The 19,280-nt window shown below is 67.0% G+C and carries 21 protein-coding genes and 1 tRNA gene; 13 read left to right on the forward strand and 9 right to left on the reverse strand.

Translation table 11 applies throughout. From position 1 onward, the window contains the following. Nucleotides 1-200 (reverse strand): hypothetical protein (locus tag VEY12_01405; GenBank protein HYM38788.1); only part of this gene is annotated, 200 nt, incomplete at its 3' end. 404 nt (nucleotides 201-604) lie between these two features. Further along, nucleotides 605-689, reverse strand: a tRNA-Leu gene (locus VEY12_01410). Nucleotides 690-799: 110 nt separating this feature from the next. Between VEY12_01410 and VEY12_01415 the strand changes: the two genes are divergently transcribed. Further along, entirely contained in the window at nucleotides 800-1,306 is a 507-nt protein-coding gene (locus VEY12_01415; GenBank protein ID HYM38789.1) for a hypothetical protein, read from the forward strand. A 6-nt stretch (nucleotides 1,307-1,312) separates the two neighbouring features. Here the strand turns inward: VEY12_01415 and VEY12_01420 are convergent, their stop codons facing one another. Next, on the reverse strand, nucleotides 1,313-1,531 hold the full coding sequence (locus tag VEY12_01420) for a hypothetical protein (GenBank protein ID HYM38790.1): 219 nt from the start codon (nucleotides 1,529-1,531) through the stop codon (nucleotides 1,313-1,315). A 147-nt stretch (nucleotides 1,532-1,678) separates the two neighbouring features. On the opposite strand from VEY12_01420, the gene glmM reads away from it, so the two are divergent. Genes glmM through VEY12_01435 form a run of 3 tightly spaced genes read left to right on the forward strand, consistent with a single transcriptional unit; the run spans nucleotide 1,679 to nucleotide 5,368 of the window. Then, nucleotides 1,679-2,983, forward strand: a complete 1,305-nt coding sequence (gene glmM / locus VEY12_01425; protein HYM38791.1) for a phosphoglucosamine mutase — start codon at nucleotides 1,679-1,681, stop codon at nucleotides 2,981-2,983. Continuing rightward, nucleotides 2,980-4,206, forward strand: coding sequence for a bifunctional sugar-1-phosphate nucleotidylyltransferase/acetyltransferase (gene glmU, locus VEY12_01430; GenBank protein HYM38792.1), 1,227 nt, complete (start codon nucleotides 2,980-2,982; stop codon nucleotides 4,204-4,206). The genes glmM and glmU overlap by 4 nt, the downstream gene beginning before the upstream one ends. A 10-nt stretch (nucleotides 4,207-4,216) precedes the next feature. After that, the gene (locus VEY12_01435) at nucleotides 4,217-5,368 is read left to right on the forward strand and encodes a glycosyltransferase family 4 protein (GenBank protein ID HYM38793.1); all 1,152 of its coding nucleotides are present in this window, start codon (nucleotides 4,217-4,219) and stop codon (nucleotides 5,366-5,368) included. Here VEY12_01435 and VEY12_01440 read toward each other — a convergent pair. The 4 genes from VEY12_01440 to VEY12_01455 all read right to left on the reverse strand — a co-directional run bounded on the left by VEY12_01440 (nucleotide 5,352) and on the right by VEY12_01455 (nucleotide 8,121). Next, nucleotides 5,352-5,732, reverse strand: a complete 381-nt coding sequence (locus VEY12_01440) for a Mov34/MPN/PAD-1 family protein (protein ID HYM38794.1) — start codon at nucleotides 5,730-5,732, stop codon at nucleotides 5,352-5,354. The two genes, VEY12_01435 and VEY12_01440, sit on opposite strands and share 17 nt — an antisense overlap. 2 nt (nucleotides 5,733-5,734) lie before the next feature. Continuing rightward, the gene (locus VEY12_01445) at nucleotides 5,735-6,541 is read right to left on the reverse strand and encodes an NAD(+)/NADH kinase (protein ID HYM38795.1); all 807 of its coding nucleotides are present in this window, start codon (nucleotides 6,539-6,541) and stop codon (nucleotides 5,735-5,737) included. Next, entirely contained in the window at nucleotides 6,538-7,305 is a 768-nt protein-coding gene (locus VEY12_01450) for an inositol monophosphatase family protein (GenBank protein HYM38796.1), read from the reverse strand. Before VEY12_01450 ends, VEY12_01445 begins: the two co-directional genes overlap by 4 nt. A gap of 111 nt (nucleotides 7,306-7,416) precedes the next feature. Then, nucleotides 7,417-8,121 (reverse strand): DUF1698 domain-containing protein, encoded by a 705-nt coding sequence (locus tag VEY12_01455; GenBank protein ID HYM38797.1) that lies wholly within the window; start codon nucleotides 8,119-8,121, stop codon nucleotides 7,417-7,419. 305 nt (nucleotides 8,122-8,426) lie between these two features. Here VEY12_01455 and thsB point away from each other — a divergent pair, with 305 nt between their 5' ends. The 5 genes from thsB to dnaJ are packed head-to-tail and all read left to right on the forward strand — an operon-like array spanning nucleotide 8,427 to nucleotide 14,135. Beyond that, the gene (gene thsB / locus VEY12_01460) at nucleotides 8,427-10,076 is read left to right on the forward strand and encodes a thermosome subunit beta (GenBank protein ID HYM38798.1); all 1,650 of its coding nucleotides are present in this window, start codon (nucleotides 8,427-8,429) and stop codon (nucleotides 10,074-10,076) included. Between the two features lie 41 nt (nucleotides 10,077-10,117). Further along, nucleotides 10,118-10,549 carry an Hsp20/alpha crystallin family protein gene (locus tag VEY12_01465; protein HYM38799.1) on the forward strand — a complete coding sequence of 144 codons (432 nt, stop codon included), beginning with the start codon at nucleotides 10,118-10,120 and terminating at the stop codon, nucleotides 10,547-10,549. Then, nucleotides 10,539-11,090 (forward strand): nucleotide exchange factor GrpE, encoded by a 552-nt coding sequence (locus tag VEY12_01470; protein ID HYM38800.1) that lies wholly within the window; start codon nucleotides 10,539-10,541, stop codon nucleotides 11,088-11,090. The genes VEY12_01465 and VEY12_01470 overlap by 11 nt, the downstream gene beginning before the upstream one ends. Further along, complete coding sequence (gene dnaK, locus VEY12_01475) at nucleotides 11,083-12,927, forward strand: molecular chaperone DnaK (GenBank protein HYM38801.1); 1,845 nt, start codon at nucleotides 11,083-11,085, stop codon at nucleotides 12,925-12,927. The genes VEY12_01470 and dnaK overlap by 8 nt, the downstream gene beginning before the upstream one ends. Before the next feature lie 35 nt (nucleotides 12,928-12,962). Beyond that, complete coding sequence (dnaJ, locus tag VEY12_01480) at nucleotides 12,963-14,135, forward strand: molecular chaperone DnaJ (GenBank protein HYM38802.1); 1,173 nt, start codon at nucleotides 12,963-12,965, stop codon at nucleotides 14,133-14,135. Here the strand turns inward: dnaJ and VEY12_01485 are convergent. After that, nucleotides 14,132-14,302, reverse strand: coding sequence for a hypothetical protein (locus VEY12_01485; protein ID HYM38803.1), 171 nt, complete (start codon nucleotides 14,300-14,302; stop codon nucleotides 14,132-14,134). The genes dnaJ and VEY12_01485 overlap by 4 nt on opposite strands. Nucleotides 14,303-14,448: 146 nt before the next feature. On the opposite strand from VEY12_01485, the gene VEY12_01490 reads away from it, so the two are divergent. After that, nucleotides 14,449-15,207, forward strand: a complete 759-nt coding sequence (locus tag VEY12_01490; GenBank protein HYM38804.1) for a hypothetical protein — start codon at nucleotides 14,449-14,451, stop codon at nucleotides 15,205-15,207. Here the strand turns inward: VEY12_01490 and VEY12_01495 are convergent. Next, the gene (locus VEY12_01495) at nucleotides 15,196-15,609 is read right to left on the reverse strand and encodes a winged helix-turn-helix domain-containing protein (protein HYM38805.1); all 414 of its coding nucleotides are present in this window, start codon (nucleotides 15,607-15,609) and stop codon (nucleotides 15,196-15,198) included. The genes VEY12_01490 and VEY12_01495 overlap by 12 nt on opposite strands. Nucleotides 15,610-15,764: 155 nt before the next feature. Between VEY12_01495 and VEY12_01500 the strand changes: the two genes are divergently transcribed. The 3 genes from VEY12_01500 to VEY12_01510 all read left to right on the forward strand — a co-directional run bounded on the left by VEY12_01500 (nucleotide 15,765) and on the right by VEY12_01510 (nucleotide 19,201). Continuing rightward, a complete protein-coding gene (locus VEY12_01500; GenBank protein ID HYM38806.1) occupies nucleotides 15,765-15,968 on the forward strand; it encodes a hypothetical protein in 204 nt (67 codons plus the stop codon). After that, the gene (locus VEY12_01505; protein ID HYM38807.1) at nucleotides 15,965-16,903 is read left to right on the forward strand and encodes a hypothetical protein; all 939 of its coding nucleotides are present in this window, start codon (nucleotides 15,965-15,967) and stop codon (nucleotides 16,901-16,903) included. The genes VEY12_01500 and VEY12_01505 overlap by 4 nt, the downstream gene beginning before the upstream one ends. A 78-nt stretch (nucleotides 16,904-16,981) precedes the next feature. Next, nucleotides 16,982-19,201: a CDC48 family AAA ATPase gene (locus VEY12_01510; GenBank protein HYM38808.1), complete on the forward strand. Its 2,220-nt coding sequence runs from the start codon at nucleotides 16,982-16,984 to the stop codon at nucleotides 19,199-19,201. Nucleotides 19,202-19,280 lie beyond the last annotated feature (79 nt).

Here is a 19,280-nt window from a genome sequence, read left to right on the forward strand (position 1 = left end):
ATCATGAAGTCGAGGATCTTGTTCCCATCCACATCGTAGATGTAGCCGCCGTCCCCGTAGTCCGCGAAGAACGGGTGAGGTCGGAAGAAGCGGATGTTGCTCTCGACGCCGCCGGGGGAGAGCTTCGCGGCGCGCTTCCAGAGCTGGGCGCTCTTCTTGTGCCTCGTGATGTACTTCCGGCTGAACTTCTGGGACGGCATACGATCACCGCCCGGCGAACACCCGTCCGACCTCCGGCCGAACGTGAGGCGCTGCGGGATGCTGGGTCCTCGTGCCCGCTCCGGCACGATTCCCCACGGAACCCCGTTTCGCTGGGTGGTTGTGGATGCCTTGGAAACTATGAATAGGTTTCGTACTTAGGCGGTGCTTTATATATCACAACTATAGATGAATAAAATTATATGTCGTAGCTAAATCGGTTGTCCGACGGTTGTCGGGCACTTTCAATCGCTCCGAGCTTATAACGTTCATAAGGGCCACGTACAAAGTGGGTCACGGTAGCCCAGAAGGGCCGCTCCGGCGACCCCGCATCGCTTCCACTCGAAAGTCCAAAAGCGTACATTACGACTCTACAGGTTTCTCGTGCGACAACGAGGGCAAAAGATGCGTGGGGCAGGATTTGAACCTGCGAACCCCTACGGGACAGGATCCTGAGCCCTGCGCCTTTGACCAAGCTTGGCAACCCACGCACGGAACGGATGTGGGCGAAACTCCGGAGTCGTAATAAAGTTGCGGTGCGGGTCGCGCCGCCGGCATCCCATGCATACGTCCATATCCGCGTGCGCCGCATGGGGCGAGCATGTTCCAGAAGCGGGAAGTTCATTTCGTGCCCGGCAGCAAGGCCGCGGAGCTCTGGCCCCGCGTGTGGGACTGGTGGTCCCGCCAAGGGTTCCAGCTCTCCCAATCCGGACCCACCTCCATGCGGGGGACCTCGTTCTACAGCAACATCGGCCTGCGTCGCGAGTTCTGGCTCATCCTCTCCGAGGCCGCGAACGGCGCGAACGTCGATCTCTCCCTGAACGCGCAAATCACGGACGAAGGGCTCGTGGTCGGGACGGTGTCGGCCGTCGTCTTCTGGCCCGTCGCGGTGGTCGGCGGCGCGCTGTCCTACTCAGAATACGAGACGGACGCGCGCAACCTCATGATCGCGTTCGGGCAGTTCCTGTACTCGCCACCCGGTCCGACGGGTTCCGCGCCCTCGGGGCCTAACGCCGTCCCGCCACCGTGCGCGGGATGCGGAGCCGCGATGCTCCCGGGTTGGAAGGTCTGCCCGTACTGCGGGCGCCCGCGGCCGGGTCCGGCGTGACGGGCGTCAGCGCGCCCGTCGCATGATCTTCATCCAGCCGCCGGATTCGTAGACTTGGAGCCGCCGCCTCGACAGCGCGTCGCGGAACTCGTCCCAGGATATGACCTCGATCCGCGTGTTGCGTCCCTTCGTGAACTGGATTCCGGACGTGCCCCGGACGCGTCCCGGCTTCAGACCCTTCTTCTTGGCCTTTTCGATCGCGGACTCCACGCTGATGGGCTCCATGACCACGGAAATCCCTCCGGTGCGGACGGAAGCCTCTCGGCCTCGCCCATCCGGCCTTCTCTATATAATGCTAGCAGTATAAAAATACGCCGCGGGAGCGCGGCCGACTCGCGAAGGAATTTCTACCCGGCCTCCGTATCGGAACGGGTGGCGCGGTTCGGCTCCTCCGGCATCCGAGGCCTCGCCAACGTCGAGGTCACGCCCCAGCTCGCGCTCCAGGTGGGCCAGGTGGTCGGAGAGCTCTACCGTTCCGTGGTCGTCGGCCGCGACCCGAGGACCACGGGTCCCATGCTCTCCTCCGCCCTGATTGCGGGGATCCTCTCCGCGGGCGGGGACGCCGCGGACGCGGGGCTCGTCTCGACGCCCACCCTGGCCCGCGGGGCCGCCGAGTACGGCTGCGGTATCGTCGTGACGGCATCCCACAACCCCGCTCCCTACAACGGGATCAAGCTGTGGAACCCGGACGGCATGGCGTTCGACGAGAAGCAGCAGGACGAGGTCGAGGCCGCGCTCGATGCGGGCAAGTTCCGCGGCGCCGCCTGGGATGGGGTAGGTCGGACCTCGGTGCGCGACGATCTCATCGCGTCCCACATGGATGCCATCCGGGAGGAGATCGGCTCCGTGAAGCTCCGGGTGGTGGTCGATTGCGCCTGTGGGGCCACGGCCACGATCACGCCGTTCCTCCTGCGCGAGATGGGCTGCGAGGTCGTCGCCCTGAACGCGCAGCCGGACGGGCACTTCCCGGGACGCGACCCGGAGCCCACGGAGGAGAACCTCTCCCTCCTGAAGAGCACGGTCCGGAACGTCCACGCGGACCTGGGGATCGCCCACGACGGGGACGGGGACCGCATGGTCGGGGTGGACCGCGACGGCACGTTCCTCGGGGGCGACACGCTCCTCGCTCTCTTCGCGAAGCACGAGGTGCGTCGGGCGCTCGTGGTTCCCGTGGATGCCTCCATGGTCCTCGACGACCTGCTGCCCAGGGCCACGATCTACCGGACCCGCGTCGGCGACGTGTACGTCGCCGGCGAGGTCAAACGCCGAGGCGCGGAGTTCGGCGGCGAGCCCTCGGGCACGTGGATCTTCCCGAAGGCCACGCTCTGCCCCGACGGCGTGTACGCCGCCGCGCGGCTCGTGAAGATGGCGGCCGAGGGATCCCTGGAGTCTGAAATCCGTGCGATCCCACGGTACCCCACGATCCGGGGCGCGGTCCCCTTCAATCGCATGCGCCGCGCGCAGGTCGCGGCGAAGCTGGACGCGGCGCTCCCCGGCCTCGGCGCCGACGTGACCACGATCGATGGCTGGCGGCTCCAGTGGGACGACGGCTGGGCGCTCATCCGTCTCTCCGGGACGGAGCCTAAAATCCGCGTGCTCGCGGAGTCGCGGAACGAGGCCAGAGCAAAGGCGATATACGCCGCGGCCCTATCGAGCGCGCAGAGCGCGGCGGCATGAAGGCGGTCATTCTCGCAGCGGGCGAGGGCACGCGGATGCGGCCCCTAACCGCGAACCTGCCCAAGCCGCTGCTCCCCGTGGCCGGTAAGCCGTTCCTCCGCCACACCCTGGAGGCCGTGCGCCGGGCCGGCATCCGCGACGTGACGATCCTGATCGGGTGGCAAGGCCATCGGATCCGGGAGAGCTTCGGCCGCGGGGAGGAGCTGGGTCTCTCCATTGCCTACGAGGAGCAGGCCGAGCGCCTGGGGACCGCGCACGCCCTCGGGCAGCTGCGCGCGCACGTGGACGGTCCTTTCCTCAGCATCAACGGCGACGTCGTCGTCTCGGGCGACGCGCTCCGGGAGCTGGTCGCCTTCCAGGGCAAGGCGGGCGGGCCCACGTTGGCCTTGGCGGAGGTCCCCGATCCGCGTCCGTTCGGTGTCGTCGAGATCAAGGACGGGCGCGTCACGGGGTTGGAAGAAAAGCCCCGGTCTCCGAAGGCCCACCTGATCAACGCGGGCATCTACGTCTTCGAGCCGGACATCTTCCCGCTGATCGACGCGACGCCCAAGTCGCCGCGGGGCGAGTTCGAGATCACGGACACGATCCGGATGCTCCTGGCCAAGCGAGACGTCCATGGCTTCCGACTCCCGGGAGAATGGCTCGATGTGGGTCGACCGTGGGACCTCCTTCGCGCGAACGCCGCCCTCCTGAAGCCGCTCAAGGGGGCCGTCCATGGGACCGTGGACGCGGGCGCGACCCTCGTGGGCGAGGTCCTCGTCGAGGAGGATGCGCACGTGCGGCCCGGATCGCACGTCGAAGGCCCCACGATCATCGGACCCGGAGCGGAAGTGGGACCGAACTGCTACATTCGGCCCGCGTCGGCGATCGGCGCGAAGGCGAAGGTCGGCAATGCGTGCGAGGTGAAGAACAGCATCCTCATGGAAGGGACGCGCGTCCCTCACCAGAACTACGTGGGCGATAGCGTGCTCGGAGAGCGATGCAACCTCGGCGCGGGGACCAAGGTCGCGAACCTCCGCTTGGACGAGGGCAACGTCCGCGTCCTGTTCCGGGGAGCCGAGGTGGACACGGGCCTCCGCAAGCTCGGCGTGATCATGGGGGACGACGTGAAGGTGGGCATCAACGCGTCGATCGACGCGGGCACGATCATCGGGGAAGGCGCGTTCATCGGACCCGGGGCGACGGTCCGCGGCAACATCGCTCCGCGCAGCCGGATCTTCTGAGGCGGCGTGCGTGCGCATCGTCCAGGTTTCGCCCTGGTTCTATCCCCACCTGGGTGGCGTGGAGAGCCACGTCCTCGGGTTGTCGCGGGAGCTCGCCGCTCGGGGTCACGAGGTCACCGTCGTCACGGCCCGGCACACGTCGTCCGCGCCGGAACGGGAATCCGTGGACGGGTTCGACATCGTCCGCGTGAAGCCGCGGATGGTCGTCCTCCGGACGCCGATCGCCCCGAGGATGCGGACCGTGCTCCGAGGGCTGACGGCGGACGTGGTCCACGCGCATCTGCCGCCCCCCCTGAGCGCTCACTACGCCGCGGACGTCTGCGAGCAACGGGGCACGCCCCTCGTCGTCACGTACCACTGCGACGTCGAGATTCCCTCGGTCGTCGGATCCTTCATCGAAACGCTCTATCGCCGCAGCCTGGGAGCCTCGACCCTGCGCCGAGCCGCCAAGGTGATTGTGACCACGAAGACGTACGCCGCGACGAGTCGCTCCGTGTGGCGGCACAACCCCGTCGTGATTCCGAACGCGGTCGACGTCCATCGGTTCCACCCCGACGTGGACGGGAGCGCGGTCCGGGCGAGGCTCAAGATTCCCCCGGGGCGGCCCATCGTTCTGCTCGTCGGCCGCATCGTGCCCCACAAGGGCGTGGAGCACTTCATCGAGGCCGCGCGGTACCTGTCCGGGGTCCAGTTGCTCGTCGCGGGGGAAGGGTCGTCCTTGGAGAGCATGGAGCGCCTCGCGCGCTCGCTCGGTGTCAAGGACCGGATCCTGTTCCTCGGTCGCGTCTCCCAGGAGAACCTGCCCAAGGTGTACGCGGTCTGCGATGTGTTCGTCCTCCCGAGCGTCTCCCGCCTCGAGGCGTTCGGGATCGTGGCCTTGGAGGCCATGGCGACAGGCAAGGCCGTCGTCGTCGCGGACATCCCGGGCGTGCGGGAGGTCATCGAGGACGGGAAGGAGGGCCTCCTCGCGGACCCCGTGAACCCCCAGGACCTCGCGGAGAAGATCCGCCGACTCATCGAGAATCCGACCCTGCGGGCCGAGATGGGACGACGCGCGCGGGAGAAGGTCCTCGCACGCTTCACCACGGAAACCGTGGCGGACCAGATCCTCCAGGTCTACGCGGACGTCCGAGCTCCGCGGACGTCTACGGGACCACGGTGAGGAGAACCGGCTCGCCCTTGTTCGTCCACGCGGCCCAGGTCTGCTCCGTGAACGGATGGCCTGTGATGATATGGAGGCCGCTGAAGTTGCTGAAGAGCATCCGGTCCTCGTCCGAGGGTCGGAACACGCCGCTCGGATGGGAGTGGACGGTTCCCACGACCCCCAGGTTCGGGGGGAGCAACCACGTCTGGAAGATCGCGTGGCGCCGGCCGCTCACGGTGCCCGGGATCATCACGAGCTCCACGATGACGCCCTCCTCGGCCCGCAGGAACGCGCCGAACTCGTTCGGGTACATGTCCCGCGAAGCCTCCAGGATCATCCGCAGGCACTTGCGCGTGATCGCCGAGGGTCGCTTGGGCATCATCCTCACTGGCGGGAGATTTTCTCCTCGAATCGCTTGTAGAAATCGTCCCGGAACCGGATGAACCGCGCGGGCTTCTCCGAGGCCGTGACGACGACCTGCTCGGTGCCCTTCAGGTGCGTCTCCCGCTGGCCGTCCATCACGAGGACGCACTCCTTCGGCTTGACCAGGGTCACGCGGACCTGGCTCGCCGCGGGGAAGACATGGGGCCGATAGGACGGCTTGAAGGGGGCGATCGCGGTGGCGATGATCGCGCGGACCCGAGGGTCCACGATGGGGCCGCCCACGGACATGGAGTAGGACGTCGACCCCGTCGGCGTGGCGAGGACCATGGCGTCGGCCCGGACCTGGGTCACGGGGGCGCCGTCCAGGTCGACGGCGAAATGGCGGATCTTCGCGACCTGCGCCGTGTGCACGACGGCCTCGTTCAGGCAGTCGAACAGGCGCTGCCCGTCCACGGTGACCTTGAGCCGGAGGCGCTCCTCGACCTTGTAGTCCTTCGCGAGGATGCGGCCGAGGAAGTTCTCCACCTCGTTCGCGTACACCTCCGCAAGGAACCCGAGGGAGCCCGAGTTGATCCCGAGAACGTCCGCGTCCACGAGCTGCAGCGCGCGGAGGATCGTCCCATCGCCGCCAATGGCCAGAATGATGTCGGGCTTCATGTGGGCCAACGGCATGCCCGTCCGACCGACGTCCTTCGCGATCTCCGTCTCGAGGAGGACCTCATGCTTGGGCTCCAGGAAGCGAAGGATGCGTTGGGTGGCACCCAGGGAATCGGGGATGTGCGGATTCGCCGTGATGCCGAACCTCATCGGATCATCTCCAGGACCCTGCGGTCGCCGACCGCGATCAGGTCCGTGTGGGCCTCGGGCGTGAGGGGCATGTCCAAGCCTTTTCCGTCGAGCGTGAGCACCTCACCGCCCGCCTCGCGGACGATCAGCGTGCCCGCAGCGATGTCGCAGGCGCGGAGCTTGAGGCGTTCCTCCCGGCTATGCATGAAGTACACGTCGGCGGCCCCTCGCGCGACAAGGCAGAGGTCGAGGGACGCCGCGCCCAGATTACGCACCCGGCGGGCTTTGCCTGCCACGCGGACCGCATCGGGTTCCGCGTTCGTCCCGAGGTAGACGCTGAACAGCGTGTCCTTCGGGTCGAACGGCTTCGCGTGAATGGGCTTGTCGTTGAGGGTGGCGCCCCGACTCTTGGCAGCCCGGTACGTCGCCCCGCTGACCAGATCCCGCACCAGACCCTCCTCGACGTCGGCGAGGCGGCTGTGGCCGACGGCGAGCGACACGGAGAACGCAGGCACGCCGCGGAGCGCGTTGTGCGTCCCGTCGACCGGGTCGAGCACGAGGAGCGCGTCGCCTCGACGATCCACGAACCCCGCCTCCTCGCTCAGGACATCGAGGCGGGCCTTCCTCGCCTCAAGCCGCTCAAGGACCGCGGCCTCGGCGACCCGATCGAGGCGGGAGCTCGGCGCCCCGTCGGCCCCGCGGCCGAGGATCTCCCCCGGGTCTCCCTGGATCGTGTCCACGGCGTGCTGGACGGCCATGGCCAGATCCTCCAGGAGGTCCTTCACGGCCCGCGCTACTTCCTTAGTCCTAATAGAACTATTGCTCGAGGCGCGTAGGCGCCCTGGTGCCGATCACGGTCTTGCCCTCGGGCCACGAACCCGATTCCTGCTTCGAACCTAGCGCCACGCGTGGAAGACCACCCGGCGCCGTTCGAGGGTCACGAGAGCCCGGTCGCCCTTGCGTATCCGGGTGAGCACGCCCCCCGACACGGACCGGAGAAGCGAATAGCGGGAGACGAGTTTCACCGTCCGGAAGCCCGCCATGCGCAGCATCGCCTCAACGGCGGAAGGGTTCGGGCCGCACCAGCTCGTCGCGTCGCCATCGAGCTCTCCGCGCGGGTACAAGGCAATCGCCGGCCGCGGGATCGTGAGGAAGTCCACGTGGGTCTCGAGGACGAGCTGGCCGCGGGTCACGTTGAACACACGTTCCAGCGCCAGTAGGGGATGGCGCATGTGATAGAGGACTCCGAGGAACAGGACCAGGTCGAACGTGCCGACTTCCTCCGGCGACAGCTCGAGCACATCAATCGTCCGGTCTTCCACCTTGGAGCGGAGGGCTTTCCGAGCGAGCTCGAACCCCGCCTTCGAACCCCATCCCCCGCCCTGCCACACGTAGGAGTCGGTGGCCAGCACACGTGCCGCGCCCCGGCGTTCCGCTTCAAATGCAAAGAAGCCGTCCCATGCCCCGATATCGAGAACCGTTTTCCCGTCGAGTCGCTCCGGGAGGTCCAGCTTCGACAGGGTCTGGAGGTTGTTGGAAGCCCCCGGCGTGAGGATCCCGCCCCCGAGGTCGATCGTATGCCACCATCGAATCCGGTCCACCTTCCGTTTCAGCTCGGCCGTCTCCGTCGGCGTGCGCTCCGGCTTCGCTGCGTTGCGGCTCGTCCCGCTCGCCCGACGGGAGCAATCTTGAATGTACTTAAACGGGACTGGCGGGCCGACCCGAGTCCACACCTCCTTCCGCCTTCCCTCTGCTACCCGCAATGCCACTCTGACTCCTTCCCCGATCCCGTTCCGCCAAGAATGGCGCAACGAAGCCTCTCCAAAGCAATGCTTATATAGAAGTCCCAACATAGACTTGAGCCCCGGACAGAGGTCCGGGACGTTTCGGAGGCAACTAGACCATGATGCCAGCAGGTACCCCAATCTTCGTTTTGAAGGAAGGGACCCGCCGTGAGCGGGGGAAGGGAGCCCAGTTTAACAACATCGCGGCCGCGAAGGCCGTGGCGGATGCCGTGCGGTCGACCTTGGGTCCGCGGGGCATGGACAAGATGCTCGTGGACAGCCTCGGGGACGTCGTCATCACGAACGATGGCGTCACGATCCTCAAGGAGATCGACATCGAGCACCCCGCCGCCAAGATGCTCGTCGAGGTCGCCAAGACCCAGGACGAGGAGGCCGGCGACGGCACGACGACCGCGGTCATCCTCGCGGGCGAGCTCCTCAAGAAGGCGGAAGACCTCATCGATCAGAACATCCACCCGACCGTAATCGCGTCGGGCTACCGCCAGGCGAGCGAGAAGGCCCGGGAGATCCTCGAGAAGGTCGCGAGCAAGATCTCCATCAAGGACACGGACGTCCTGAAGAAGGTCTCGATGACCTCGATGTCGTCCAAGTCCTCCAGCGGCCACAAGGAGCTCCTCGCGGACATCTCCGTGAAGGCCGTCTCGACGGTGGCCGAGCAGCGCGCGGATGGCAGCTACTTCGTGGACGACGACAACATCCAGGTCGTGAAGAAGCAGGGCGGCTCCATCGCCGACACGGAACTCGTGGACGGCATCATCGTGGACAAGGAACGCGTCCACCCGGGCATGCCGTCCGAGGTCAAAGAGGCAAAGATCGCCCTCGTCGACGCGGCCCTCGAGGTCAAGAAGACCGAGATCGACGCGAAGATCGAGATCACGGACCCGACCCAGCTCCAGGCCTTCCTGAACGAGGAGGAAGGCATGCTCAAGCGCATGGTCGAGACCGTGAAGAAGAGCGGCGCCACGATCCTGTTCAGCCAGAAGGGCATTGACGACCTGGCCCAGCACTACCTCGCCAAGGAGGGCATCTACGCCGTCCGGCGGGTCAAGAAGTCCGACATGGAAAAGCTCGCGAAGGCCACGGGCGGCAAGATCGTGACCAAGCTCGACGAGCTGTCCAAGGACGACCTGGGCTACGCCAAGAGCGTCTTCGAGAAGAAGATCGGCGAGGACTCCATGACGTTCGTCACGGGCTGCAAGAACCCCAAGGCCGTGTCCATCCTGATCCGGGGCGGCACCGAGCACGTGGTCGACGAGGTCGAGCGGTCCCTCGAGGACTCCACGAGCGTCGTGGCCGTGGCCATCGAGGACGGCAAGGTCGTGACGGGCGGCGGCTCCAGCGCCACGGAGATCGCCCTCGGGTTGCGCGACTTCGCCTCCACGGTCGGCGGACGCGAGCAGATCGCGATCGAGGCCTTTGCGGACGCCATGGAATGCGTCCCGCGCACCCTCGCCGAGAACGCCGGGCTGGATCCCATCGATATGCTCATCGAGCTCCGCAAGGAGCACAAGAAGGGCAACAAGTACGCCGGCGTGAACGTCTTCACAGGCAAGGTCTCCGACATGAAGAAGGAGAACGTGATCGAGCCGATTCGCGTGGGCAGCCAGGCCATCAGCTCCGCGACGGACGCGGCGGTCATGGTACTCCGGATCGACGACGTCATCGCGGCCAAGTCCGGCGGCGGACCGGGCGGCAAGGGACCGGGCGCTGGCGGAGAAGGCGACGAGGGCGGAGCCGGAGAAGAGTTCTGAGGGGGCCGAACGGGAGGCCCCCGCGGCCCCCAGGGGTCTCCATGAACCAGGACGCAGATCCGGATCGGGACGAAGTGCCGCGTGCGGTGGACCGCCTCCCCGGGCGGCGTCACCCCACCCACTCGCTCCCCGATCCGCGCCACGGGACCGATCCTCCGGCGCTCGGACCGCCTTCGCCCACGGTCGAGCCCCTCGCGGAGCGAACCCCCGCGGCCGAGGTCTCCCAGACGCCAAAGCACATCTACGTCACGGTCGAGCTGCCCGGCGCTCCGAAGGATTCGCTGGACATCGAGGCGACGGAACGGACGCTCACGATCGACGCGCCGCGTGTCGGGGCCCCGGCCTTCCATCTGGAGGTCGACCTGCCTTCCGCGGTCGACCCGGAATCGGCCAAGGCTACGTACCGGAACGGCATTCTCGATGTCACCCTCGCGCGAATCCGTCGAGACGGGAGGGACTCGCATGAAGTCTGAACCTTCCGAGGCCAAGGAGGAGGTGGGCGAGGCGGCGCGGACACCCGCCGCGCCTCCCGCGGAGATGCCCGCAACGACGGTGCCCGCGCAGGAGCTCGAGGCCGAGCGCAAGAAGAGCGCGGAACTCCTGAACCGGCTCAAGTACCTCCAGGCGGACTTCGAGAACTACCGCAAGCAGGTGGCCCGCGATACGGAGGCCGTCGTCAAGTTCGCGAACGAGGCGCTCCTCGCGCGGCTCCTGCCCGTCCTCGACGACTTCGACGCGGCGATGGCCCACCTGGACGGCGAGGCTTCGAAGGGAATTCAGATGGTGCGGGAGAACCTGTGGATGGCGCTCCGAGCCGCCGGCGTCGAAGAGATTCCCGCGAAGGGCCAGCAGTTCGATCCCTACGTCCATGACGCCCTTCAGCAGGTGTCCGACCCGAAGCTCGAGGACGGCGTTGTGAAGGAGGTCGTGCGGAAAGGGTACCGTTTGCCCGACCGCGTCCTGCGTCCCGCGCAAGTCATTGTCGTCAACAACAGAGGTGAAACCCATGGCTAAGATCATCGGAATCGACCTCGGGACCACGAATTCCGAGGCCGCGTACATGGAAGGGGGAACGCCCAAGATCATCCCGAGCGCGGAAGGCAGCGCGTACGGGGGGAAGATGTTCCCGTCCGTCGTGGCGCTCACGAAGGACGGCATCCTCGTGGGCGAGCCCGCGAAGCGCCAGGCCGTCCTGAACCCCGACCGCACGGTCATGCAGATCAAGCGGAAGATGGGGACCGACTACAAGGTCCGCATCGACGGGAAGGACTACACGCCTCCGGAAATCTCCGCGATGATCCTGCGGAAGATTCGCACCGATGCGGAGGCCTTCCTGGGCCAGAAGATCACGCAGGCCGTGATCACCGTGCCTGCGTACTTCAACGACAACCAGCGCCAGGCCACGAAGGACGCCGGGAAGATCGCGGGCCTGGAGGTCCTGCGGCTCGTGAACGAGCCGACGGCCGCCGCGCTCGCCTACGGACTGGACAAGAAGGGCGAGGGGAAGATCGCGGTCCTCGACCTCGGCGGCGGCACCTTCGACGTCACGCTCATGGAGATGGGCGAAGGGGTCTTCGAGGTCGTGAGCACGTCGGGCGACACCGCGCTCGGCGGCATGGACATGGACAACGCGGTCATCCAGTGGCTCGTCTCCGAGTTCCGCTCGGAGCACGGGATCGACCTCACGGGCGACAAGCAAGCGCTCCAGCGCTTGCGGGACGCCGCGGAGAAGGCCAAGATCGAGCTCACGAGCGCCATGGAGACCACGATCAACCTGCCGTTCATCGCCCAGAAGGGCGGCCAGCCCGTTCATCTGGAGAAGAAGCTCACCAGGTCCAAGCTCGAGCAGCTCATCGAGCCCGTCCTGGCCCGCCTCGATGCGCCCATCCGGACGGCGTTCAGCGACGCGAAGTGGCAGTTCTCCGACGTGAACCACATCATCCTCGTCGGCGGCCCGACCCGCATGCCCGTGGTCCGGGAGCGCTTCGAGCGCATCCTGGGAAGGCCCGCGGAGCGGACCGTGGACCCCATGCAGTGCGTCGCGCTCGGGGCCGCCATCCAGGGAGCCGTCCTCAGCGGTGAGGTCAAGGACATCGTCCTCCTCGACGTGACCCCTCTGAGCCTCGGCGTGGAGACCCAGGGCGGCGTGTTCCACAAGCTCATCGAGCGGAACACGACCATCCCGACGAAGAAGAGCGATATCTTCACGACCGCGGCGGACGGACAGACGGTCGTCGAGGTCCACGTGCTCCAGGGAGAGCGCTCCATGGCGGCCGACAACATCAGCTTGGGCCGGTTCTATCTCCAAGGCATCCCGCCCGCGCCGAGGCACATCCCCCAGATCGAGGTTGCGTTCGATATCGACGCCAACGGCATCCTGAACGTCTCCGCGACGGACAAGGCGACGGGGAAGACGGAGAAGCTCACGATCATGGCCCCGCAGCGGATGGACCAATCCAAGATCGACCAGGCCATCCGGGATGCCCAGTCCCACGCGGAGGAGGACCGGCGCCGACGCGAGCTCATCGAGGCGCGCAACCACGGCGAGTCCCTGATCTACGAGATGGAGAAGCTCCTCAAGGAGCAGGCCGCGAACGTCTCCGAGGCGTCGAAGAAGGACGTCCAGGAGAAGGTCGAGGCGCTCCGGAAGGTCCTCCCGTCCGAGGACATCTCCCAGCTGCGGCGCGCGATCGACGACCTGAACGCGGCCGCCCAAAAGATGGGCGCCGAGATGTACCAGAAGGGCGGGGCCGCCGCGGCGCCTCCGCCCACCGGCGGGCCCGAGGGATCGGGCGATTCGGGCGACCCCGGGGTCGTGGACGCGAACTTCGAGGACGTGGACAAGAAGTGAAGTAGCCGCGGCGTATGGGGACGGAAGTACAGGGTATGGCGGGACCGGACTACTATGCGACGCTCGGCGTCCCTCGCGGGGCGTCCAAGGAGGACATCAAGCGAGCCTACCGAAGGCTCGCCAAGCAGTACCATCCCGACCTGAACAAGGACAATCCCAAGGCCGCCGAGGAGAAGTTCAAGGAGGTCTCCGAGGCCTACGAGGTCCTTGCCGACGACGAGAAGCGGCGCATCTACGACCAGTTCGGGGCGGACGGCCTCAAGCAGCAGGTCTGGGGCGGCCAGGGATTCGACTGGACCCGGTTCACCCATGCCGCGGACGTCGAGGACATCTTCGGTCGGGACTTCTTCGACGCGTTCTTCCGGAGCAGTGGCTTCGGCGGGAGCGGCCTCTTCGAACAGCTCTTCGGTGGAGGCGTGGCACGGCCGCGCGGGCCCGCGTCGGGGCGCTCCCTGCGCGTGGACGCGGAGGTCCGCCTCGAGGACCTGCTCCACGATTCCCGGAAGGAGATCACCCTGCGCGCCCCCCATCCCTGCCCGGCCTGCCAGGGGACCGGCGCGGAGGGGGGCAAGCTCGTCACCTGCCAGACCTGCCAGGGGCGCGGCCAGGTGAGTTCGAGCCAGCGCCGCGGGTACAGCCAGTTCGTCACGATCACGCCTTGCCCGCGGTGTCAGGGACGGGGCAAGTGGCCCGAGACGCCCTGCCGCCGTTGCGCGGGTGCCGGGCGGATCGAGGAGACGAAGACCGTGGCCGTGGAGATCCCTGCGGGCGCCCCGGACGGCCTCCAGCTTCGGGTTCCCGGACGCGGCGAGGCCGGCGAGGCGGGCGCCCCTCCGGGCGATCTCTACGTGGTCGTCCACGTGGCGCCCCATCCCACGTTCGAGCGGGACGAGGACGACGTGCTCATGACCCTCCCGATTACGTATCCCCAAGCCGTCCTCGGCGCCGAGATCGAGATCCCGACCCTGGAGGGGACCGCCCGCCTCCGGATCCCGCCCGGAACGCAGTCCCACTCGCTTCTGCGGCTCCGAGGGAAAGGGCTCCCTCATCTCCGGGGTGGAGGCCGGGGCGACCAGCTAGCCCGCGTGGTCATCACCACGCCCGATAAGGTGTCCTCCGAGGAGCGGGCCCTCCTCCAGCGGCTGGCCGAGCTGGAAGGGAACGGGAACGTCCGGCGAGGGCGCTTCGATCGCTTTCGGAACGCCTAGGGGAACGGGATTCCGGACAGGTACGAGACGAGCTTGATCATCCCGTAGAAGGCGACGAGGGCCCCCACCACGGTCAGGATTGCGAGTGCGTCCCGGAGTAACAAGCCCTTGGCATCGAGTTCCGGCGCGGGTTGCGCCGGGTTGGTCTGGGTCGTGGTGGCCTGCAAGTTCGGTTCTCCCCTGTCATCGATGCCGATGCGGTATATGAATCGCTTCCGGCCTGGTTGTCACAGCTGTTAATCATTCCTGGTAACAGCCGAGGCGACGGCGCAATCGGACAAGATTATCTCGCTCCACCCCGTTGGCGCTCCCGGTGCGCAAGGTCCTTGGCATCCTGACGGAGGATTTCCGGCTCTACCACGACCTGGTCGCGGGTCTCAAGGCCCGCGGTCTCCCGTTCGTCAGCCTATCCTTCACGCACCGCATCCCGGAAACCGTGGGAGCCGTGCTGACCTCCCCCGCCGAGGCCCCGCGAATCCGGTCCCGGAACGTCGTCGCGGTCCGGGACCTCGATGGGGCGATTGCCCGCGCGCTCCAGCTCGCGAAGGGGAAGACGGAGTGGCAGGAGCTCCTCATCGGCGTGGATCCTGGCCACGAACCCGGGGTCGCCGTCCTCGGCGACGGGGAGGTCCTCGACACGTCCCTCGCCCCGAACCCCGAGGCTGTCCGGGATCAGGTTCGGGCCGCCCTCCGGACGTTTCCCGCGCGAGGGGTCCGGGTTCGCGTGGGCCACGGAGACCCGACGAACCGGAACCGGATCCTGAACGCCCTCGCGCAGGACGGACTGCGGGTCGAAATCGTGGACGAGGCGGGCACCACCCACCGGACCCCGCAGCCGGACCTCGACGCCGCCGTGGACATCGCCCGGACACCGGGCGTGCGGGTCCGGCCGCCGTTCGAGGTCCGGCCGACGCCCGGCGAGGTCAAGGAGATCCAGCGCCGCTCCCGCGTGCGCAGCGAGGGGCAGGTCACGATCTCCTCGGAACTGGCGGATGCGGTGGCCCGTGGGCAGGTCACGTTGGACGGGGCGATCGAGCGGCAGCGGCGACGGGACCGCGGGTCACAGGATTGAGCGATACCGCGCCTCGAGTTCCTTGCGTTTCTTGAAGTACATCTCCTCCGCGATCTCCCCCGCCGCGAGCTTGGTCTCCAGGGACTCGAGCTCCCGGTCGTGGTCAGCGCGGAAGGAGGAGGTGTATTCCTTGACGACCCGCTCGAGGAGGTCCAGGAGATCCTTGCCGCGCTGGGTCACCAGGTACACGATTCGCGGCCTTCCGTTGGGCGGGAAGACGGCCGCGCGGTCCACGAGTCCCCACTCGAAGAGTTCGAGGAGCTGCTTGTCCACGGACGTGCGGCGGATCTTGAGCTTCTTCGCCAGGTCCTCGGGATGGTCGAACCCTTGCTGGAGGAGCCGCAGGATTTGGCGACGCGTCTCGGAGGACGCCATGCGGACGAGCTCGAGCGGTTCGGGCACGGCGTCGCGGCGACCTCCCTGTGCCTACTTCAACGTTCTTCTGCCTATCCGCGGGACATTTCTCCCGCGAAGGAGAAGATGATTTCCGAGCGGCTTACGATGTTATTTTTATCCGCGGAGCTTGCATAAATAATCTGCCGTAACTGTCTCGGGACATGTACCCGAACAAGAAGGTCGGAATCATGCACAGCGTGATGAGCGCCCTGTCCTTCCTCGTCGTCCGCGGCCGGCCCGCGGCCGTCCGAGGAATTCGGACCGCGAGCGGGCCCGACTCGGGCGCCCGTGCGCCGAGCACGAGCGCGCAGGTCCGGAAGGAAAGGTATTTCGAGATGGCCCGGCACTCCCGGTGGACCCAATGAAGCGCAAGGACATCCTGCAACGACTCGAGGAACGGCTCGCCCGGGGCGAAATCTCCGAGAAGACGTACCTGGACATCAAGGCCCGGTACGAGGCCGAGCCGGAGGAGCCCGAGACACCGTCGATCCCCGGGCCGAGCCTCGAAGAGTCGATCCACGAGACCGTCGCCCACGCCACGCAGGCGGCCTTCCAGGCGAGTCAGGAGTCCATGCGGGCGGTCACCGAGTCCATGCAGTCCGTGCGGGACTCCATGCGCGCCATGAGCATCTCGGGGATGGGCGTCAAGGCGAGCGGGGACGAGATCAAGGTTGTCGGCGCGGGCGTCGTCTCCGGGAACCCTGTGAAGACCATCGAGTTCCGGGTCGCGGGAAGCGCCCAGGTCCACGGGTCGCTCGAGTGCGAGGACGCCAAGGTCTCCGGGTCGTGCGACTGCGACGGGGACGTTCGCTGCGTCGACTTCCGTTCGTCGGGATCCACCCGAATCGCGGGCACGCTCCACGCCCAGGACGTGGACGTGAGCGGCGCGCTCGACGTGTCCAAGGACGTCGAGGCCGTGGACGTGTCCTCGAGCGGAGCCCTGCGGGTGGACGGGGGCGTCCGCTGCCAGGACCTCCGTTCGACCGGGACCGTGCAGATCCAAGGGCAACTCAAGGCCCAGGACGTCGACATCGAGCTGGGCGGGCCTTCGAGGATCGGGAGCATCCAGGGCCAGGACATCAATGTCCGCGTTTCCGGCCCGTTCATGCGGGCTCAAGGCGATCTCGTGGTGGACCGCATCGTTGGACAGGACGTATCCCTCGTTCGCACCACGGCGAAGTACGTGGAGGGCCAGGACGTGCAGATCGGACCCCACTGCCACATCGGCCTCGTCGTCGCGGAAGACCTCATGGTTCATGAGTCGAGCGAGGTCAAGGAACGGCGCGTGCCGACCGCTTGACGGCGTCCGTTCCTCCGGATACCACATTGACAAATCGTCCCACAACGTTGATATAAGCCGGCCGGGCTTTGAGCGGCCGTGCCCGAAAGGGTCGTTCTCAAGGTAGCCGAGGCGCCTCAGAGTGACGTGGGCCTGGGCCGCGCCCGGGTCGACACGAAGACTCGACTGGCGCTCGGCGTCGACGTGGGAGAGATCATCCAGATCGTCGGGAAGAAGTCCACCGCGGCGAAGCTCTTCCGCGTGATGCAGGAGGACGAGGGGAAGGGCATGATCCGCATCGACGGCCTCGTCCGCCGCAACGTGGGCGTAAGCCTGGGCGACAAGGTCGAGGTGCGCAAGGCCGAGGTCTTGCAGGCGGAGCGCGTGACCATCGCCCCGATCATCAGCGAGGGCCACAAGATTTCGTTCGGCCAGGGCATCGAGAACTTCGTGAAGCGCGGCCTTCTCAAGCGGCCGCTGAACAAGGGCGATGTGGTCATCGTCCCCGGTATCGCCCTCATGGGAGGCGCGCTCCCGTTCATGGTCATCAGCACGGCGCCCAAGGGCGTCGTCCAGATCAACGACGACACGATCGTGGAGATGAAGGAGGAGCCCGTCCGCGAGGGCGAGGTCCTCACCCCGACGGTCACCTACGAGGACATCGGCGGCCTCAAGGAGGAGCTGATGAAGGTGCGGGAGATGATTGAGCTCCCGCTGAAGCACGCCGAGCTCTTCGAGCGGCTGGGCATCGACCCGCCCAAGGGCGTCCTGCTCTACGGCCCGCCCGGCACGGGGAAGACCCTGATCGCGAAGGCGGTGGCCAACGAGGCCGGCGCCAATTTCTACTCCATCCAAGGCCCCGAGATCATGTCCAAGTACTACGGCCAGAGCGAAGAGCGGCTCCGGGAGAAGTTCGAGGAGGCCCAGAAGAACGCTCCCTCGGTCCTGTTCATCGACGAGCTCGATTCGATCGCGCCCAAGCGCGAGGAGGTCACGGGCGAGGTCGAGCGGCGCGTCGTCGCGCAGCTCCTCACGCTCATGGACGGCCTCTCCGGCCGGGGTCAGGTCATCGTGATCGGCGCGACGAACCGGGACGAAGCCATTGACCCCGCCCTGCGCCGCCCAGGCCGGTTCGACCGGGAGATCGAGATCGGCGTCCCGGACCGGAACGGCCGGAAGGAGGTCCTCCAGATCCACGCCCGCGGGATGCCCATCGAGGGTGCCGAGGAGGAACGCGACCATCTCTTGGGCGAACTCTCCGACGTGACGCACGGGTTCGTCGGCGCGGATCTCGCCGCGCTCGCACGCGAGGCCGCCATGAAGGCCCTGCGGCGCTACCTGCCCGACATCGATCTCGAGAAGCCCATCCCCGCGGAGACCCTGGAGAAGATGCGCGTCCTGCCCGAGGACTTCAAGAACGCCCTCAAGGAGATCGAGCCAAGCGCCATGCGCGAGGTCCTCGTCGAGATCCCGAAGATCTCCTGGGGCGACGTGGGCGGCTTGGGCGACGTAAAGATGAAGCTCCGCGAGGCCGTGGAGATGCCCCTCAAGGACCCCGACGCGTTCAAGCGCATGGGGATCAAGCCGCCGCGCGGCATCCTCCTGTACGGGCCCCCGGGCTCAGGGAAGACGCTCCTGGCCAAGGCCGTGGCCAACGAGTCCGAGGCGAACTTCATCTCGATCAAGGGCCCCGAGGTCATGTCCAAGTGGGTCGGGGAGTCCGAGAAGGCCGTGCGGACCATCTTCAAGAAGGCCAAGCAGGTCGCGCCGTGCATCGTCTTCCTGGATGAGCTCGACGCGATTGCGCACCGCCGCGGGTTCGACAACGATTCCGGCGTGAGCGAGCGCGTGGTGAACCAGCTGCTGACGTCCATGGATGGGCTCGAGACCCTCGAAGGAGTCGTGGTGATCGGGGCGACGAACCGGCCCGACATGGTGGATCCCGCCCTCCTCCGCACGGGGCGCTTCGATCGCATCCTGCTCGTCCCGGCGCCCGACAAGGCCGCCCGCCTCGAGGTCCTCAAGGTCCACACGAAGGGCATGCCCCTGGAAGGCGTCGACCTGGACGAGCTCGCGGAGGAGCTCGACGGGTACACGGGCGCGGACATCGAGGGCCTCTGCCGCGAGGCCGCCATGGTTGCCCTGCGGGAGAAGAAGGACGCCCGCAAGGTCCAGATGACCCACTTCCAGGAGGCAATCAAGGTCGTCCGGCCGAGCCTGGACGAGGACACGGTCAAGTTCTACGAGAACCTCGGCAAGGCGATCGAGCGGGGCGCAGCCCGACGCCAGAAGGAAGAGGTCCTGGGGTACTACCGCTGAGTTGCCGCGGAAAACAATGGAGTCGCACTCTTTTTATCCGCCCCCCTAGTTCCGGGGGGCGATGCACGCGGTCCAGACG

The sequence above is a fragment of the Thermoplasmata archaeon genome, assembly GCA_035632695.1.
GTDB lineage: Archaea > Thermoplasmatota > Thermoplasmata > RBG-16-68-12 > RBG-16-68-12 > RBG-16-68-12.

What these genes read in the sequence shown, in the direction of transcription:
- VEY12_01415 (HYM38789.1), top strand. Translation starts at nt 800, where the DNA reads ATGTTCCAGAAGCGGGAAGTTCATTTCGTGCCCGGCAGCAAGGCCGCG.
- VEY12_01420 (HYM38790.1), bottom strand. Translation starts at nt 1,531, where the DNA reads ATGGAGCCCATCAGCGTGGAGTCCGCGATCGAAAAGGCCAAGAAGAAG.
- glmU (HYM38792.1), top strand. Translation starts at nt 2,980, where the DNA reads ATGAAGGCGGTCATTCTCGCAGCGGGCGAGGGCACGCGGATGCGGCCC.
- VEY12_01440 (HYM38794.1), bottom strand. Translation starts at nt 5,732, where the DNA reads ATGATGCCCAAGCGACCCTCGGCGATCACGCGCAAGTGCCTGCGGATG.
- VEY12_01445 (HYM38795.1), bottom strand. Translation starts at nt 6,541, where the DNA reads ATGAGGTTCGGCATCACGGCGAATCCGCACATCCCCGATTCCCTGGGT.
- thsB (HYM38798.1), top strand. Translation starts at nt 8,427, where the DNA reads ATGCCAGCAGGTACCCCAATCTTCGTTTTGAAGGAAGGGACCCGCCGT.
- VEY12_01465 (HYM38799.1), top strand. Translation starts at nt 10,118, where the DNA reads ATGAACCAGGACGCAGATCCGGATCGGGACGAAGTGCCGCGTGCGGTG.
- VEY12_01470 (HYM38800.1), top strand. Translation starts at nt 10,539, where the DNA reads ATGAAGTCTGAACCTTCCGAGGCCAAGGAGGAGGTGGGCGAGGCGGCG.
- dnaK (HYM38801.1), top strand. Translation starts at nt 11,083, where the DNA reads ATGGCTAAGATCATCGGAATCGACCTCGGGACCACGAATTCCGAGGCC.
- dnaJ (HYM38802.1), top strand. Translation starts at nt 12,963, where the DNA reads ATGGCGGGACCGGACTACTATGCGACGCTCGGCGTCCCTCGCGGGGCG.
- VEY12_01500 (HYM38806.1), top strand. Translation starts at nt 15,765, where the DNA reads ATGTACCCGAACAAGAAGGTCGGAATCATGCACAGCGTGATGAGCGCC.
- VEY12_01505 (HYM38807.1), top strand. Translation starts at nt 15,965, where the DNA reads ATGAAGCGCAAGGACATCCTGCAACGACTCGAGGAACGGCTCGCCCGG.